Genomic DNA, 15,049 nt, shown 5'->3' with positions numbered 1-15,049 from the left:
CTCTGTAGCCTAAGAACTATGAATGCTGATTCTCTCTTGACCGAATTTTGTGAAAACCTCGACTTCCCGCTCGATGATTTCCAGATTCAAGGTTGTCGTGCTGTCGAACAACGACAAGGTGTGCTGGTATGTGCCCCTACTGGTGCTGGTAAAACCATTGTGGGAGAGTTCGCTGTCGCGGTTGCGTTAGCACGCGGCACCAAGTGTTTTTACACCACGCCTATTAAGGCTTTATCGAATCAGAAATATCACGACTTGTGTGCAGCACACGGGGAAGAAAATATTGGGCTGCTCACAGGCGATGTCTCAATTAATCGCGATGCCGATATTTTGGTGATGACCACCGAAGTTTTGCGCAATATGATCTATGCACAATCAAGCACATTAGATCGCCTTGATTATGTAGTGATGGATGAGATCCATTTCTTGTCGGATAAATCACGTGGTGCCGTGTGGGAAGAAGCCATTTTAGGGCTCTCTGATTCCGTCACCATTGTGGGGCTTTCTGCCACTGTAAGTAATTCAGAAGAGTTTGGCCAGTGGCTCAATACCGTTCGCGGGGAAACTAAAGTCATTGTGTCTGAGCATCGTCCGATCCCATTACAGCAGTGGATGCTCGTTGGCCGTAAATTATTTCCTTTATTCGAGCCAGGGGATCACTCTGGTATGGTGAATCGTCGTCTCGAAGCAACAATCGAACGCATCGACGGTGACGAGTTACAGCGCGGGCGACAAGATTTTGCCCAAGGTAGAGGCTTTCGGGCGCGCAGTTCCCATCGGAATGAGAGCCACCGATCTGGTCAGCCGAGAGCACAAGATCGCCATCGAGCGTTAAGTCGGCCGGATGTCTTGGAGATTTTGCGAGATCATGACATGCTGCCAGCTATTACGTTTATTTTTTCCAGAGTTGGCTGCGATAGTGCATTAGTACAATGCATGCGTTCGCGCCTTGTGCTGACCACCCAAGCTGAGGCAGATCGCATTGCGGCAATCGTTGACGCCGGGGTAGAAGATATTCCGCGTGAAGATCTCAAGATCTTAGGCTTCCGCCAGTGGAAAGCCGCGCTCATGCGTGGATTTGCCGCACATCATGCAGGGATGTTGCCAGCATTTCGTCATATCGTGGAAGATCTATTTTCCCAAGGCTTGGTCAGAGCCGTATTCGCCACTGAAACTTTAGCCCTTGGCATTAATATGCCTGCCCGAACCGTGATCTTAGAAAAACTGGTGAAATACGATGGGGAAGGCCACGTTGATCTCACCCCTGGTCAATATACGCAGCTTACTGGCCGTGCAGGTCGCCGCGGTATCGATATTTTAGGTAATGCCGTCGTGCAATGGGCTCCTGCGATGGATCCGCAACGGGTTGCTGGATTAGCCTCGACACGCACGTATCCGTTGCATTCCACATTCGCACCTGGCTATAACATGTCGGTGAATTTGCTCAAGACAATTCAGTTCGATGCCGCACATCGACTCCTGGAAAAGTCTTTTGCCCAGTACCAAGCCGACGGTAGCGTCGTGAATGAAGTTCGCGAACTCGAACGCGCTGAAGCTCATGCAGAAGCAATCTACCAGCAGTTACTCACCTTGCTGCAAGCACCAGAGATTCCAAGCACAAACTCCGTGGAAGAGTTCTTAAGTTATCTTGCTTTACGACGCGAACTGACTGTCGCCGAACGTCGCGCAAAGCGTTTTGCCATTGAGCAACGCCAACAAGAAATCACCACTGTCTTATCCAAGCTTTGTATTGGCGATGTGATCGCTATGCCTGGAAAAAAGCGCCCGATTTTAGCGGTTGTGGTGCAACCTGCACAGCGCCGGCATGATCCACATCCATATATCATTATGGAATCAGGTTGGGCAGGACGTGTGGACCCAGATGCCTTTGCTCTGGCACCAATTGTGGTTGGCACTATGCGCATTCCACGTGGAGTGCTGAATAATCCACGCCGTGGTGGCAAGATTATTCAGCAAAGTTTTGCCAGCTTAGATTTCCCTCGACCACGAAAAATGCGGGCGACTGCACGCATGCGTCCGAATGCTGAGATTACGCAATTACGTTCCCGATTACGTGCGCATCCAGCACATTATTGGCCACAGACTGATGAGCTGGCACGCATTGGTGAACAGCTCATGCGTGCTCGTGCCAGCGTCGAAAAGCTGCGCAACACTGTCAGTAGTGCAACCGATACGCTGGGCAAAACATTTGATCGTATTTTACAGCTGCTCAGCGAGATGGACTATGTGGAATTCGATGCTGAAAATATTCCACACATTACCGAAGAAGGCGAGCGGCTTGCTTCTATTCATAGCGAATGTGATCTGTTGGTCGCCCAGTGTTTAAGACGCGGTATTTGGGATAATTTGGATCCGGCAGAGCTTGCTGGTGTCGTGAGTATGTGTACCTTTGAGAATCGCCGTGAAACCAAGGGTTCGCCTGATGGTGCCACTGATGCAATGGCAGATGCGATGAATCATACGATTCGGATTTGGGATCAGCTTTCCACCGATGAGCGACGCCATAATCTGCCGTTGACGAAGTATCCAGAAGCAGGCTTTGCGTTGGCTATGCATCAATGGGCAGCAGGCGCACCATTAGGGTATTGTTTGGCAGCTGCGGCAGAATCTGGTGCAGAGCTGAGCCCAGGTGACTTCGTACGTCAGGTCTTGCAGGTTATCGATTTGTTAGAGCAGGTACGAAAGTCTGCGTATAATGACGAAACTGCACGAGCCGCGCGACAAGCTATTGACGCAATTCGTCGCGGAGTTGTTGCAATTGGGACATAGCCCTCTTAATGCGTCCTAGGTGTGGGCGGATGAGCGCGCCGGTGGCGATTTTCAGGTTGTAGCCAAATGGATCGGTAATCATCGATTGCAGTGCAACAAGTGTAGTGCCGCAAAAAATTGGGCCACCAGAATCGCCACGAATCGCGGGATTCGGCTGAAAAATTAACGTTGCTGGGCTCACCGCTAGTCCCATCCGACGACCTGTCATTATCGGTAGCCATCCGATGATCCGGCCAGGTTTTTCAGTAATCACACCACCGGCATATCCAAAACTCACGGTTGTGCTTCCCAGCCAAGCATGCGTTGGAGCTAGCGACGCAGGCTGCGCCTGTGGAATTGGAGTGTGCGTCAGTGCTACTGCAATATCAGTGCCTGGAATATCAATCCATTGCACAATCCCAATTGGCTGCGAACGAGAGCTGATCCAAACTGCATCGGGAGTATGCTTTCGTAAAAAATGTCGTGCTGTCAGCACCAAATCATCAGCGACTGCAACTGCCGAGGCATGCGAGGAGGGGGACGATATTCGTAACACACTACGGTGTAGCTGCATGATGTCCTCCTTCGACTGTGTACCACAAGTTCAGCACAGACGAAGCCCCGTGCTGACCATCGCTTAGCACAGCGTAACATAGACAAACCCACAGATCGTATGCATGTTCCTTCGATATTTCACGCCACTTATGGCGAACATAATAAATATGGCTGTTCCAAGGTGCCAAACGTGTCCAAGTATTTTTTAATATCATCCCAGCAGTTAAGATAGAACAATTATGAGCAGTATTTTTTCTCCTGACATTTATGCCAATCGTATTGCATCAGTACAGCGCCTTTGCGCCGAGCAGCACCTCGACGGCATCATTATTCCACCAGGTGCCCAGTTGGCGTATCTCACCGGTTCATGGATCAGCACCCATGAACGATTCTCAGCCTTAGTCATTCCAACTCATGGCACACCAAGTTTTTTCCTCCCAGCTGTCGATCGCGGTGATCTTGCGAAATCTGCAATCCCAGCTCTTGATATCACCGTACGTGGTTGGGAAGATGGCGATCAGCCACATGCTCTTGCAGTTGCTGCACTAGATGCCACTGACACCAGCGTGATTGGCATTGGTTCAGATCTCACCGCTGATCATTTACTTCCGATTCAGCAGCTTCTTGGTGCTGGAACCACAACGGTATTAGCAACCTCCGTGCTAGCAGAATTATTTATCCGCAAAGACGAAGCTGAAATTGAGCAACTTGCACAAGCCGGTGCAGCTATTGACCGTGTGCATGCCCAAGTACCTGCATTATTACGTCCTGGACGCACCGAAGCAGAAGTCGCTGCAGATATTTCTGAGTTGATTCTCACCGAACACAGCGCAGTTGATTTCGTCATCGTAGGCTCTGGGCCCAATGGGGCAAACCCACATCATGATTTCTCAAATCGAGTACTTGCCACAGGCGATGTCGTAGTTGTCGATATCGGAGGTACGTACGGAGTCGGCTATCACTCAGACTGCACCCGCACCTATGTCGTTGGTGGACCTAGCGCATTAGAAGATCCTGCTGTAACTGCCTTCTATGACGTGCTCTACCAAGCCCAAGAACAAGCCTGCCAGGCAGTTCGCCCAGGTATGACCGCAAGCCAGATCGATAGCGTCGCACGTGATATTATCACCGCCGCAGGCTATGGCGAATATTTCATTCACCGAACCGGGCATGGCATTGGCTTATCAACTCACGAAGAACCATTCATTATGCAAGGCAACGATTTAGTCTTAGAACCGGGCATGGCATTTTCCGTCGAACCTGGCATCTACATTCCAGGTGCCAGCGGTGCACGTATTGAAGACATCGTAGTTGTCACCGCTGATGGTTGCCGCAGACTCAATCAACAACCACGCGTACTGCAATAATGCCGACTACACACCAGGAATCTGTGTCGTTGCCAAACGCGATCGTCATTCTAGGCGCCACAAGTGATCTTGGCAGTAGAATAGCCACCTTACTTGCCAACGATCACCATATCGTGCTTGCTTCACGACGCCCGGCCGATCTGCACCCTCTGGTACAACAGCTCTATGCTGCTGGTGCGAAAAGTGTCGACGTACCGTATTTCGATGCGACCGACTTTCATGCCACTCGCAAACTCTTAACACCAATATTTGCACAGTACACAGTCAAACACCTCCTGGTGTGCTTTGGTATCCTCGGTGACCAACATCGAGGAGAACATGATGAACATCATGCTGCCGAAATTGCCACGATCGATTACACCAGCCAGATCGTGGCACTCACGGTTGCTGCAGATTGCTTAGTAGCACAAAATACTCCGGCAACCTTAACCGCCTTTTCCTCAATCGCTGGGTGGCGTGCACGAAAAGCAAATTATATCTACGGCTCAACCAAAGCTGGCCTCGATGCATTTTGCCAAGGACTCACCGACCGATTACATCACAGTCCAGTAGCACTTTTAATTGCACGACCAGGATTTATTATTGGATCGATGACACACGGCATGTCACCAGCACCATTATCGTTACCTGCAGCAACGGTGGCCACGATCGTCGCAAAGCAGCTCGGCACCCTACAACAATCCAAAACACTTTGGATTCCACGCAAACTTGTCCTCCTAGCTTGGTTCATGAAACTTCTCCCGCGTGCGGTCTGGCGTCGGATGCCACGCTAAAACTTCGATACACTTGATGATATGACAAAGGCACAGGTGACAGTTTTATACGATGTCGGTGATGCCACCGCCGCAGCCGACAGTGTCAGTGTGATCGGCATCAGCGCACAAGGAATGTCCGAACTTGGTCAAGCCGCCAAGACCGCACTGTTTCATGCCGATGTGATCTTAGGATCATGGCGACAATTAAATCTCATCTCCGATGACGTTCCAGGGGAGCGCCGCCCATGGACATCACCATTGCTACCAGCATTATCAAAAGTGTTTGCTGAGTTAGAAGGCAAGCGCATTGCAGTATTAACCAGTGGCGATCCTATGTTCCATGGCATTGGCGCACTTTTAAAACGCAAACTGCCGCATAAACAAGTCGTTATTTATTCGCATGTCTCGTCTGCTTCATTAGCCTGTGCCCGTCTTGGATGGCAGCTTGAACGCACTCCAGTGTATTCACTGGTCAATGCCGTAGTTGAAACCCTAGTCCTGGCAATTGAATCTGGACAACGCTTTTTAGTGCTCGGCCGCGATGAAAAAACACCCCTTGAAATCTGTGAGCTGCTTGTTCATATGGGACAGCCGCAGGCACAAGTGGAAATCTTAAGCGATTTAGGAAGCTCCGACGAAACCATCGCCTCAGGACATGCAGCGAAACCACCAGTGGTTGTGAGCGCGCTCAATGTTATTGCTGTAACGCCTGAGTACGCCACGCTCTCACGCGCGCCGGGGCTGCCGGATGATTGTTATGATCACGATGAATACATTTTGCCGTCGCATATTCGAGCGGTCGCGATTGCGGCATTAGCACCTCGAGAGCAAGAAGTGATTTGGGTGATCGGTGGCGGCGCCGGCAGTATTGCAATTGAGGCACTTCGCACCACACATACCACTCGCGCAGTTGTCTTTGAGCAGGATCAATTACGGCAAGCCAGAATTTTGAAAAACTCACGCAATTTAGGTGTGTGTCATCGCATTGCGATTCAAGGCTCAGCGCCGGAAAAATATATTGATGTACCAGATTCGCCTGAAAAGATTTTTATTGGTGGCGGTTTGACGTGCGATGGTGTCTTTGAAGGTGCCTGGGAACGTCTACAACCAGGTGGTCGGTTGGTTGTGCATGCCACAACGGCTGAAACCGAACAATTTATTTGGGAGCTACATGCTATTTTCGGTGGCATGATCACGAAGTTTGAAATCGCACATACCCAACAAATTGGCGCATTCCATACGTTACAACCAGACGTGCCGGTGACCCAGTGGGTTGTCGAAAAGTCCTCGTTGACACATCACAGTGAAAGACCGCAACCATGATAGTGCCGCATGCTGACGCGGTGGTGCGATGGTGCGATGGTGCGATGGTGCGATGGTGCGATGGTGCGATGGTGCGATGATAGCAGCACACCACTTGCGCAACATGTGCGCGCTGATGCATAAACGGGAACAATATTTGCGACAATCACGTCGCTTTCGTCACAAACCTCAACTATTCAGACTTTCAAGAATGGCGACACTATGCATGCGTTAATCTTTGGTGCCACACCGGCAGCACGGGAAATGGCAACGTTACTCTATGACGATTATTGGTATGTCACCACGTCATTAACCGCCATCCAAGCTCATACGCAGCTTCCTGTTGGCAATATTCGAATCGATCAGTGCAATGATCCGGCCGCATTAGCGCAATGGCTCATCACTGAGCATATCGACATTATTGTAGATACGACTGATCCTTTTACCGAACATCTTTCCGTGACTATTGCAGAAGCTGCACGTGCCACAGGCATTCCTGTGATTGCATTACAGCAGCCAGTATGGACACCACAGACGCACGATCGATGGCTATTTGTGCATACTCTCGATGAAGCCGCAGCGTCTGCATCGCGCGAGTACCATCATATTTTTCTTCATCTTCAGCCGAATCAACTACCCAAGTTTTGCCGAGATCCACATAATCTCTACGTACTTCGTAAAACAGAAGCGCCGCTGGGCGCACTTCCGGCACGCCATCGAATCGTGCCGAAGCACCAGCAGGTAGACCTTGAAACAGAGAAGAAATTTCTGCGCGATAATCAGATTGATTGTATTGTCATGCGAAATGATGGTCAGCCAGAAGATGATGTGCTTCTGATGGCAGCTCGTAGTCTTGGAATCGCAGTCATTATGCTGCAACGTCCAGAAACTGGTGCAACTCATCATCTCACAACCAGTCCGCAGGAAGCATTTACGCTGATTCAGACATGGTTTTAGTCCACAGTTTTCTGATCTACTACGGGTCTACAACTGTCTTATATTTCAGCTATTTCAGTCCTACTATTTTTCTCACAAAATTGACCACACACGTACCGCGATACATGCAGTCACATGTTTCGACACGTTCGTCGTGCATTCATGAACTATTTAATTGGTAGGTGTGGTGCCTACACGCGGAAGATATTAAACAGTACTGAGCGTACAGGGCCTAGCAACAATCCAATGGTTTGCAAGACTGCAACCACGATCAATGCTCTTTGAATGCCTTGATCTTGACGTTCGAACCACGCGGTTGCGCTCGAGCCATTCCCGCGTCCTGGCTGTGAGCTATTCGAATCGATCGATCCAAGATCTTTATTCAGATGAATTCCCGGCGCGGCCAGTGCTGGAGCTGCACAGGTAATCGTTCCAGTTGCCAATGTCACTGTGGTTGCCAAAGCAGCACATGCATGTTTGAACTTCATTGAAGGTACTTCTTCCTTGTATGTTGATGTTGCAGTATCACTCAGCGTGCAAAGGAGCTGGTAGTTAGCTTACAACAATTCCCGAAAAACTGTCGAGGAATCCCAGATGCATGCTTAACGACGCTATCGAAATGTCGATCAAACTGATATACAGCATGCCGGTAGTGATTATTGAATAGGATCCAGCAAGCTAGAGGCCGCGTCGAAAATAAAGCCCATTGGAGCGCATATTTTTGCCACAGCTTCAGCGTCACCTTCTGCAATCTGATGAATCACCAGTGATGACCACGGTGTAATCGTTGTCGGGGCACCGATTGCAGCTAACAGCTGTGCCATGCGTGCGCTCATGCGCCCATGCTGGAATCCAGCGCCGAGACTGACAGTACCGTCTGGTTGATCAAACCAGCCGATTGGTCGAATTGTTACTGGTGAAGAGGGCAACTGTGGCGTATGGTCGGAAATTTGCACATGTGTGAGTGCTGAGAGAGCATCAATAATATTGTCCCTAATAGATGGGGCTTCATGGATGCGGTCATATGCGCCTTTGTGTTGATGCCATAACAATGCAGCTTGGGTGAGGACCTCTGGTACATGCGTACTATCGGTGCAGTGTAACGTGGTCAAACTACCACCGAGGATCAGTCTGAAAGATTCTGCAAGCGCGATTGCTCCGAAATCAAGATGTTGGAGTGCAATCTCACCGGTTCCGGCGTCGAATCCAAACGTGGTGCGCGCACTTAATGTTGCAAGTTCGCTGTGTTGTCTTAAGCGTTGATCAAGCTGCGTGATGACGTGATCATATTCCAGCGCGAAAGGGGAGAGGAGGATGCTTCGAGTGTGCTGCTGGGCTGCTGCTGGCGTTAAGTTAAGCTGCTTGAGTGCAGCTTGGAATGCAGGCTCATCATGAATGCCAGCAATTTGAAGATTGCCACGTTTGGTGATCACAAGAGTGCCGTCGCCAAATGATGCGGCAAGTTCTGAAAGTGCTTCCCAGGTATCGGCCATTATGCGGCCGCCTGGAAAATATAGCTCCCGATTCGTGGTGATTGCTTCAGGTGTCGGGCTATGGTGCGGTGAAGTAGCAGAATCCATAGTTGTGTATGCTACCGATGATTCAGGCAAAATGCCCAACGCTTAGCTGGACGCATGCGAGAAGGAATTGTCTAAATGGCAGCAGTGCTGTGGTTGCTAGGATGAATCGTCGTCATCTGCGTGTCAAGGGTTTTTGTAGGTCTTACTAATCTTCACCGCAGTTATGGACTGTTGAGCTAGACTAGCTTACATGCCTATGATTGTTGCGATTCCGTATTTTTTCATTGAAGGCATTGCGTTTATGCTCGTCAGTTGGTGGCTGGGCATCGGCTACGCTTTGCTGTTACTATTCGGACTATTTATTGCTGGTATCATGCTGGCAGCACTAGAGATGGCGCGTATTTCGAAGCGCTTGACAGCTGGACAACCTGCACCTGTTGCCACCGCTGGCGATCTTGGATTACTTGCTGCTGGTGCCGTCGGTATTGCTATGCCTGGATTTGTCACAACAATACTTGGCTTGTTACTGATTTTTGCTCCAACTCGAGCCGTCGTGCGTCGTCTACTGGCGAACAAGCTGCGTGAAAAAATTGAGGCCATGGGTGTCCGGAGTTTTTCGGCTACTCATGCCTATCGGCAAAAGGCCACGTACGGCACCTTTGTCGATGCAGACGCCACAGCATCATCTCCAGCACCATCGTTTGAGATTGATGAAGAAGCATTAAAGCGTTGGACGGAAAATCTTCGCCCTGAAGATTTCGGGCCTGATGCTTCTGGAAATGCTGATCGGTAGGGAAGTCCACGTTTATGGTGTTTCTTCTGCGAGTGTGCCTTGCTGCGCTGAGCGGTCTCTTCGTATTTGCCTCCTATGAACCACTTGGATTGTGGTTTTTAGGCATCATTGGCATGAGTGCGTTCATCATTGCGTTCAGCCCAATGCGCGGGAATACAGTGTCATTGCACGTTGGCGGATTCCTTGGGTGGCTACATGCCTTGGTTGTCTACCTTTTGTTACTGCCGTGGGTTGGCGTTTTCGTTGGCAAGATGCCGTATCTGGCTCTAGCACTGTTTTTATCCTTGTGGAGTATTCTGCTCGGCATAGTTGCTGCACGCCTATGGCTACACCGCTATGGTATGTGGGCATTCTCAATGGTGTATTTGGTCGTCGAGCTGTTACGTTCATCGGTGCCGTTTGGTGGCTTTGCATGGGTGCGATTAAGTTGGGGACAAATTTCTGGCCCGCTTGCACCATTAGCAGCTTGGGGTGGTCCTGCGTTGGTCACGGTTATGACGGTGTTTATCGCAACACTTGTGGCATATGCAATCATCCAGCAGCGATTCACCAAGCAATTAGCCGTCGGCATCGGTGTGGTGATAGTCGCAGTACTTGGCGCAATTTCTGCGCCTGTGGCACCACCAATTGCTACAGTGACAGTAGCTGCGATTCAAGGCAATGTGCCACGCTTAGGGCTAGATTTTAATGCTCAACGCCGTGCTGTATTAGACAATCATGTACGCCAAACATTAAAGCTTACAGAGCCTGTCGATCTCGTGATTTGGCCAGAGAATTCTTCAGATGTGAATCCATTTACCGATACGCAAACAGCACAGGGGATTCAAACAGCTGTTTCCCATGTTCAAGCACCGGTACTGGTTGGCACGATTACCATCGATGAAATTGGTCCACGCAATACGATGCAGGTATTTGATCCAGTTGCTGGGGTAGGAGACTATCACTATAAGAAGTTTTTGCAGCCTTTCGGTGAATACATGCCGCTGCGCAGTTTCTTTCGGTTGTTTTCTGAACTCGTCGACAAAGCAGGAAATTTCCAACCTGGCACAGGCACTGGCACCGTAACTATGCATGCAGCGCAAGTATCGCAAGATGTCATTGTTGGTATTGCAACCTGCTATGAAGTTGCCTTTGATGAGGCGTTTCGTTCGAGTGTGCGACACGGAGCACAGATTCTTACAACACCAACAAATAATGCAACATTCGGCTTTACGGATATGACATATCAGCAACTTGCGATGAGTCGTATGCGCGCATTGGAATACGATCGAGCAGTTGTTGTTGCTGCAACTTCTGGTGTCTCAGCAATTGTGCTTCCCGATGGTTCTGTGCAGCAGCGCACCGATATTTTCCAAGCTGACACGCTCGTGGCACAACTGCCACTCAAAGATTCTCTGACCTTTGCCGCTCGTTATGGAGAATATGTGCAATGGTTATGTGTCGCATTGGGTGTACTTGCAGCAGCTGGTGCGCTATTGTTTCCAAGACATCTTATCCAGCACACCCGTGCAAGGAAAAAGTAGGAGTAGTGTTAAATCTTATGAACAATCCAAGTGATACGACTCTGGTCATTATCCCTACATACAACGAGTTGGAAAACTTACCACTCATTACCGGTCGCGTACGCCAGGCGAACCCAACTGTCGATATTCTTATTGTTGATGACAATAGCCCGGATGGTACCGGTGATGCAGCTGATGCTTTAGCCGCGCAAGATTCGCATATTTTCGTTTTGCATCGCGAAGGTAAAGGCGGCTTGCTCGGTGCTTATATCGCCGGTTTCAACTGGGGATTGGAACGCGATTACCAGGTCTTGTGTGAAATGGACGCCGATGGTTCACATGCACCAGAGCAACTACATGTATTGCTCGAAGCTATTGATGCAGGTGCTGATTTAGTGATCGGTTCACGCTATGTGCCAGGTGGCAAAGTTGTGAACTGGCCAAAGAAGCGCTGGGTGCTTTCCAAGGGCGGCAACCTTTATATTTCCATGGCATTGGGTGCTGGCTTGTCCGATATGACCGCAGGCTATCGCGCTTTTCGACGCACAGTGCTCGAGACCATTGATCTTGCAGCGTTGTCGAAGGCTGGCTATATCTTCCAAGTTGATATGGCCTGGCGCGTCGTTCGTGAAGGTTTTGATGTACGCGAAGTACCAATTACCTTTACTGAGCGCGAAATCGGGGAGTCGAAACTCGATGGTTCCTTTGTGAAAGATTCTTTGCTTGAAGTCACCAAATGGGGGCTGCAACACCGCAAGAATCAAGTAGAAGACTTTGTGTCAGAGTTCAGCAAGCTCGCACAACACGGAGTGAAGAACTTCCGCAAGAAGCATAATATCTAGCCTGTTCGTCTGGATACAGACAATCAGCCTCATACTGTTATGACAAATGTCGACGACAGTATGAGGCTGATCGGTTCTGAGCAGTTAGTTTCTCATTATTCTTCTTCAGCAAGTGCTGCTGCAGCTTGGGCGGCTTCTTCTTGCTGTTGCTTCAAAAGGCGAGCTGCGTTGCGGCGACGACGACGTAAATGCTCAATGCGTTCCTCTAGTAGCTCATCAAGTTCCTCGAGTGAGCGACGCTCACGCAGCATATCCCAGTGGGTACGGGGTGGTTTTGCCGGTTTCGCCTCTACACCGGAACCTTCCATGAGGTGACCGATTTGTCCATTTTTACACAGCCACGTACCTGGAATTTCTGCATCTTCGGCAAATGGTACGTCGAAAATCTCACCGGTTTCAGTTTTATAGCGAACCATTTGGCGTGGTGCCAAGTCGTGGTCGCGATCAGTCTCATAGCTTACAGCTCCCATACGAGAGCCGCGGAGAACGCGGTCTGCCATTGTGCTGATCAGTCCTTTCACTTGTTCGTGCTCAAGCCGAGCGGGTTTTCACCCATAAACCATTAAGTATAACGCATCGGCGTAAGTTTTTGTTCCCATGACAGAGCTCATCAGCAGTCATATGTTGAAGACTCGGGGTTATATTTGCCTTACAGTGATTTCAGACTACTATGGTTGCAATGGCACGAATAAAAACACCAACTTGCCAGTGGTGTGGCCAAGACATTGTTACTACAGGTCGCGGCCGTCCGCGAAAATTCTGCAAGCCTTCATGTAAACAACGCGCCTATGAACAGCGTCATACAGTACAAGGCACTCAGATTCCACCCACTGCTGTGATTATTCCGCCTGAAAAAGTAGACGCTTTTAACGATGCACTCTTTGAGCTTCGTTGCGCTGCTGAAGATATCCAAACTGCTGTACGTGAGGGTTGTGAACCAGACGAATTAACAGTACTGTGTGAGGAACTTGTTAGCCTAGCGAAACATGTTGAAAATCTTAGATTAAGGTGACCTAGTTTTATGAAAACACAACGCAAACTCCTCATCGGTGGCATAGTTGTCGCGATTGTAACTTTGGCATTGTTTGCTGTCGCTTCGGTATTAGTTCCAGTCTTACTTGGCCCAGGTGTGAAAACTGAAGAACTTTCAACCAGTCGTGCCCAGGCAGCAACTACCGAGGTCAATGGCACTTGGTTAGTACAACCAGGTAGCTATCCTAATTACACTTCGGTTGGGTTCACCTTTGAAGAATTATTACCGTCCGATCGTCGAACTACATCAGGATCAACTCGTGGTGTGCGAGGAAGCATCGAGGTTCGTGACGATAAGCTGCTCAGTGGTCGTATTGAAGTAGACATGACGTCGTTAAGCACTGACACTGAACGCCGTGATGTCAGCATTAAGAACCGAATCTTCCACACCGATAAGTTTCCAATTGCATCGTTTGAAGTCACGTCTGAGACTGATTTGAGCGAAATTCCAGCTGATGGAATCACAGGTCAAGCGCCAGTAACTGGCAAACTTACGATTATGGGCAATTCTCAAACCTTGACGCAACCGTTTACATTCTTACGAAGTGGTGATGAGTTGATTGCAAGTGCAACAATTCCAATTAACCGCTTAGATTATGGCGTTGAGACTCCAGAGTTTGTCGCTGCAAAAATTGCAGAAGAAGGCGAACTGAATATTCTCATAAACTTCACTCAACAGTAAAGGATCGTTGCAGGTTATGCTTGCTCAAAAAGTATTACCTTTATTATGGCTGCGACTTGTCGTTGTGATTGGCTTTGGCATCTATGTCGCGACTGAGCAAATGTGGCTCATCGCCGCCATTAGCGCAGGTCTTGCGATTCTCACTGGATTACAGATCCGCAGTGCATATAAATCGTATGACAGCCAACCGGTTGAAACTTATTAAGCTTTCTTAACTGCCAGCTATCTCTTGATACCCATTACATTTCGTCACTGTTACGAAATGTAATGGGTATTTCCATGCCTCATATCGGCCAAAACACAACTCGAGTAATGACTCCTTGCGGCACATGTTGGCAGCAGCCCACAAATGCCAATATCCGCCACCAAATAATACTTGAGGTATATAAGCGACAGTCCGTACACATTACATACAATCATGAAAGCAAGTATCTACATGCTAGAGATACAACAACGAAGCTTAGGAGAGATCAAAAACCGTTCGAGTCTGAACAGTTTTTTAACTTACGACACAGATTGTCGCACTGATGACATTCTTAAAGTTGAAACATATGCCAGTACGACGCGTCGAAAAGCTCGCACGTTGGGAATCATGCAAAACGATTGCACATACAAACAGGAAAATCGAAATCCGAAACGTAAGACGATGTGCCGATAAGTAAGGCGGCAGCTAAATCCTGCAACATATCAGCCGGCCATACCCCTTTTGAAAATACTCCGATAATGTACATTATGTCATATAGGACTTCCCTAAAGCGCTCACGATCTCAGTATGCATACCGACTTCACAACCCTTACACCCACACAACACATCGCCGTTGCGCCATGGCCGATAATGCAACTTTCAGCATGGACAATTTCAGCCAAGTTCCTTGTTGCAATATTTACTAACTTGTAGTCGCGCCAGATGCTAGCAATATCACAGGCTTTCTCTCGCTGAGATTGGCCACACATTCATCCTGACCTACAATCCCTTAACAATCACTCACACTTG

At 49.1% G+C, this 15,049-nt stretch carries 15 protein-coding genes; 11 read left to right on the top strand and 4 right to left on the bottom strand.

Features of this window, described 5'->3' with window-relative positions; all coding sequences use genetic code 11:
- Positions 1 to 18 precede the first annotated feature (18 nt).
- On the top strand, positions 19 to 2,790 hold the full coding sequence (locus tag NXS99_RS01620) for an RNA helicase (RefSeq protein WP_259286934.1): 2,772 nt from the start codon (positions 19 to 21) through the stop codon (positions 2,788 to 2,790).
- Here the strand turns inward: NXS99_RS01620 and NXS99_RS01615 are convergent.
- A complete protein-coding gene (locus NXS99_RS01615) occupies positions 2,747 to 3,343 on the bottom strand; it encodes a serine protease (protein ID WP_259286933.1) in 597 nt (198 codons plus the stop codon). The two genes, NXS99_RS01620 and NXS99_RS01615, sit on opposite strands and share 44 nt — an antisense overlap.
- 220 nt (positions 3,344 to 3,563) lie before the next feature.
- Between NXS99_RS01615 and NXS99_RS01610 the strand changes: the two genes are divergently transcribed.
- The 4 genes from NXS99_RS01610 to NXS99_RS01595 all read left to right on the top strand — a co-directional run bounded on the left by NXS99_RS01610 (position 3,564) and on the right by NXS99_RS01595 (position 7,705).
- Positions 3,564 to 4,691, top strand: coding sequence for a Xaa-Pro peptidase family protein (locus NXS99_RS01610; RefSeq protein WP_259286932.1), 1,128 nt, complete (start codon positions 3,564 to 3,566; stop codon positions 4,689 to 4,691).
- Between the two features lie 23 nt (positions 4,692 to 4,714).
- Positions 4,715 to 5,464, top strand: coding sequence for an SDR family NAD(P)-dependent oxidoreductase (locus tag NXS99_RS01605; protein WP_396124792.1), 750 nt, complete (start codon positions 4,715 to 4,717; stop codon positions 5,462 to 5,464).
- 21 nt (positions 5,465 to 5,485) lie between these two features.
- Positions 5,486 to 6,769, top strand: a complete 1,284-nt coding sequence (gene cbiE / locus NXS99_RS01600; RefSeq protein WP_259286931.1) for a precorrin-6y C5,15-methyltransferase (decarboxylating) subunit CbiE — start codon at positions 5,486 to 5,488, stop codon at positions 6,767 to 6,769.
- Between the two features lie 201 nt (positions 6,770 to 6,970).
- Positions 6,971 to 7,705 carry a precorrin-6A/cobalt-precorrin-6A reductase gene (locus NXS99_RS01595; RefSeq protein WP_259286930.1) on the top strand — a complete coding sequence of 245 codons (735 nt, stop codon included), beginning with the start codon at positions 6,971 to 6,973 and terminating at the stop codon, positions 7,703 to 7,705.
- A gap of 170 nt (positions 7,706 to 7,875) precedes the next feature.
- Here the strand turns inward: NXS99_RS01595 and NXS99_RS01590 are convergent, their stop codons facing one another.
- The gene (locus NXS99_RS01590) at positions 7,876 to 8,172 is read right to left on the bottom strand and encodes a hypothetical protein (protein ID WP_259286929.1); all 297 of its coding nucleotides are present in this window, start codon (positions 8,170 to 8,172) and stop codon (positions 7,876 to 7,878) included.
- A gap of 168 nt (positions 8,173 to 8,340) precedes the next feature.
- Positions 8,341 to 9,264, bottom strand: coding sequence for a precorrin-3B synthase (locus NXS99_RS01585; RefSeq protein WP_259286928.1), 924 nt, complete (start codon positions 9,262 to 9,264; stop codon positions 8,341 to 8,343).
- Between the two features lie 190 nt (positions 9,265 to 9,454).
- Between NXS99_RS01585 and NXS99_RS01580 the strand changes: the two genes are divergently transcribed.
- Genes NXS99_RS01580 through NXS99_RS01570 form a run of 3 tightly spaced genes read left to right on the top strand, consistent with a single transcriptional unit; the run spans position 9,455 to position 12,341 of the window.
- Entirely contained in the window at positions 9,455 to 9,997 is a 543-nt protein-coding gene (locus NXS99_RS01580) for an FxsA family protein (protein WP_259286927.1), read from the top strand.
- A gap of 14 nt (positions 9,998 to 10,011) precedes the next feature.
- Positions 10,012 to 11,520: an apolipoprotein N-acyltransferase gene (lnt, locus tag NXS99_RS01575; protein WP_259286926.1), complete on the top strand. Its 1,509-nt coding sequence runs from the start codon at positions 10,012 to 10,014 to the stop codon at positions 11,518 to 11,520.
- Positions 11,521 to 11,537: 17 nt separating this feature from the next.
- On the top strand, positions 11,538 to 12,341 hold the full coding sequence (locus NXS99_RS01570; RefSeq protein WP_259286925.1) for a polyprenol monophosphomannose synthase: 804 nt from the start codon (positions 11,538 to 11,540) through the stop codon (positions 12,339 to 12,341).
- Positions 12,342 to 12,436: 95 nt separating this feature from the next.
- Here the strand turns inward: NXS99_RS01570 and NXS99_RS01565 are convergent, their stop codons facing one another.
- Complete coding sequence (locus NXS99_RS01565; RefSeq protein ID WP_259286924.1) at positions 12,437 to 12,841, bottom strand: RNA polymerase-binding protein RbpA; 405 nt, start codon at positions 12,839 to 12,841, stop codon at positions 12,437 to 12,439.
- A gap of 179 nt (positions 12,842 to 13,020) precedes the next feature.
- Here NXS99_RS01565 and NXS99_RS01560 point away from each other — a divergent pair, with 179 nt between their 5' ends.
- The 3 genes from NXS99_RS01560 to NXS99_RS01550 are packed head-to-tail and all read left to right on the top strand — an operon-like array spanning position 13,021 to position 14,260.
- Positions 13,021 to 13,353 (top strand): hypothetical protein, encoded by a 333-nt coding sequence (locus tag NXS99_RS01560; RefSeq protein ID WP_259286923.1) that lies wholly within the window; start codon positions 13,021 to 13,023, stop codon positions 13,351 to 13,353.
- Between the two features lie 9 nt (positions 13,354 to 13,362).
- Positions 13,363 to 14,055, top strand: a complete 693-nt coding sequence (locus tag NXS99_RS01555) for a YceI family protein (RefSeq protein ID WP_259286922.1) — start codon at positions 13,363 to 13,365, stop codon at positions 14,053 to 14,055.
- Between the two features lie 16 nt (positions 14,056 to 14,071).
- Complete coding sequence (locus NXS99_RS01550) at positions 14,072 to 14,260, top strand: hypothetical protein (RefSeq protein ID WP_259286921.1); 189 nt, start codon at positions 14,072 to 14,074, stop codon at positions 14,258 to 14,260.
- Positions 14,261 to 15,049: the final 789 nt, after the last annotated feature.

Source organism: Corynebacterium sp. HS2168-gen11 (genome assembly GCF_024834075.1).
Classification (GTDB): domain Bacteria; phylum Actinomycetota; class Actinomycetes; order Mycobacteriales; family Mycobacteriaceae; genus Corynebacterium.
Note: the sequence above shows the minus strand (reverse complement) of the source record. Positions and strands in the feature narration are given on the sequence as shown.

Excerpts from the sequence above, each read along its gene's own strand:
- NXS99_RS01620 (WP_259286934.1), top strand. The coding sequence starts at position 19 with ATGAATGCTGATTCTCTCTTGACCGAATTTTGTGAAAACCTCGACTTC.
- NXS99_RS01615 (WP_259286933.1), bottom strand. The coding sequence starts at position 3,343 with ATGCAGCTACACCGTAGTGTGTTACGAATATCGTCCCCCTCCTCGCAT.
- NXS99_RS01610 (WP_259286932.1), top strand. The coding sequence starts at position 3,564 with ATGAGCAGTATTTTTTCTCCTGACATTTATGCCAATCGTATTGCATCA.
- cbiE (WP_259286931.1), top strand. The coding sequence starts at position 5,486 with ATGACAAAGGCACAGGTGACAGTTTTATACGATGTCGGTGATGCCACC.
- NXS99_RS01595 (WP_259286930.1), top strand. The coding sequence starts at position 6,971 with ATGCATGCGTTAATCTTTGGTGCCACACCGGCAGCACGGGAAATGGCA.
- NXS99_RS01590 (WP_259286929.1), bottom strand. The coding sequence starts at position 8,172 with ATGAAGTTCAAACATGCATGTGCTGCTTTGGCAACCACAGTGACATTG.
- NXS99_RS01585 (WP_259286928.1), bottom strand. The coding sequence starts at position 9,264 with ATGGATTCTGCTACTTCACCGCACCATAGCCCGACACCTGAAGCAATC.
- NXS99_RS01580 (WP_259286927.1), top strand. The coding sequence starts at position 9,455 with ATGCCTATGATTGTTGCGATTCCGTATTTTTTCATTGAAGGCATTGCG.
- lnt (WP_259286926.1), top strand. The coding sequence starts at position 10,012 with ATGGTGTTTCTTCTGCGAGTGTGCCTTGCTGCGCTGAGCGGTCTCTTC.
- NXS99_RS01570 (WP_259286925.1), top strand. The coding sequence starts at position 11,538 with ATGAACAATCCAAGTGATACGACTCTGGTCATTATCCCTACATACAAC.
- NXS99_RS01565 (WP_259286924.1), bottom strand. The coding sequence starts at position 12,841 with ATGGCAGACCGCGTTCTCCGCGGCTCTCGTATGGGAGCTGTAAGCTAT.
- NXS99_RS01560 (WP_259286923.1), top strand. The coding sequence starts at position 13,021 with ATGGCACGAATAAAAACACCAACTTGCCAGTGGTGTGGCCAAGACATT.
- NXS99_RS01555 (WP_259286922.1), top strand. The coding sequence starts at position 13,363 with ATGAAAACACAACGCAAACTCCTCATCGGTGGCATAGTTGTCGCGATT.
- NXS99_RS01550 (WP_259286921.1), top strand. The coding sequence starts at position 14,072 with ATGCTTGCTCAAAAAGTATTACCTTTATTATGGCTGCGACTTGTCGTT.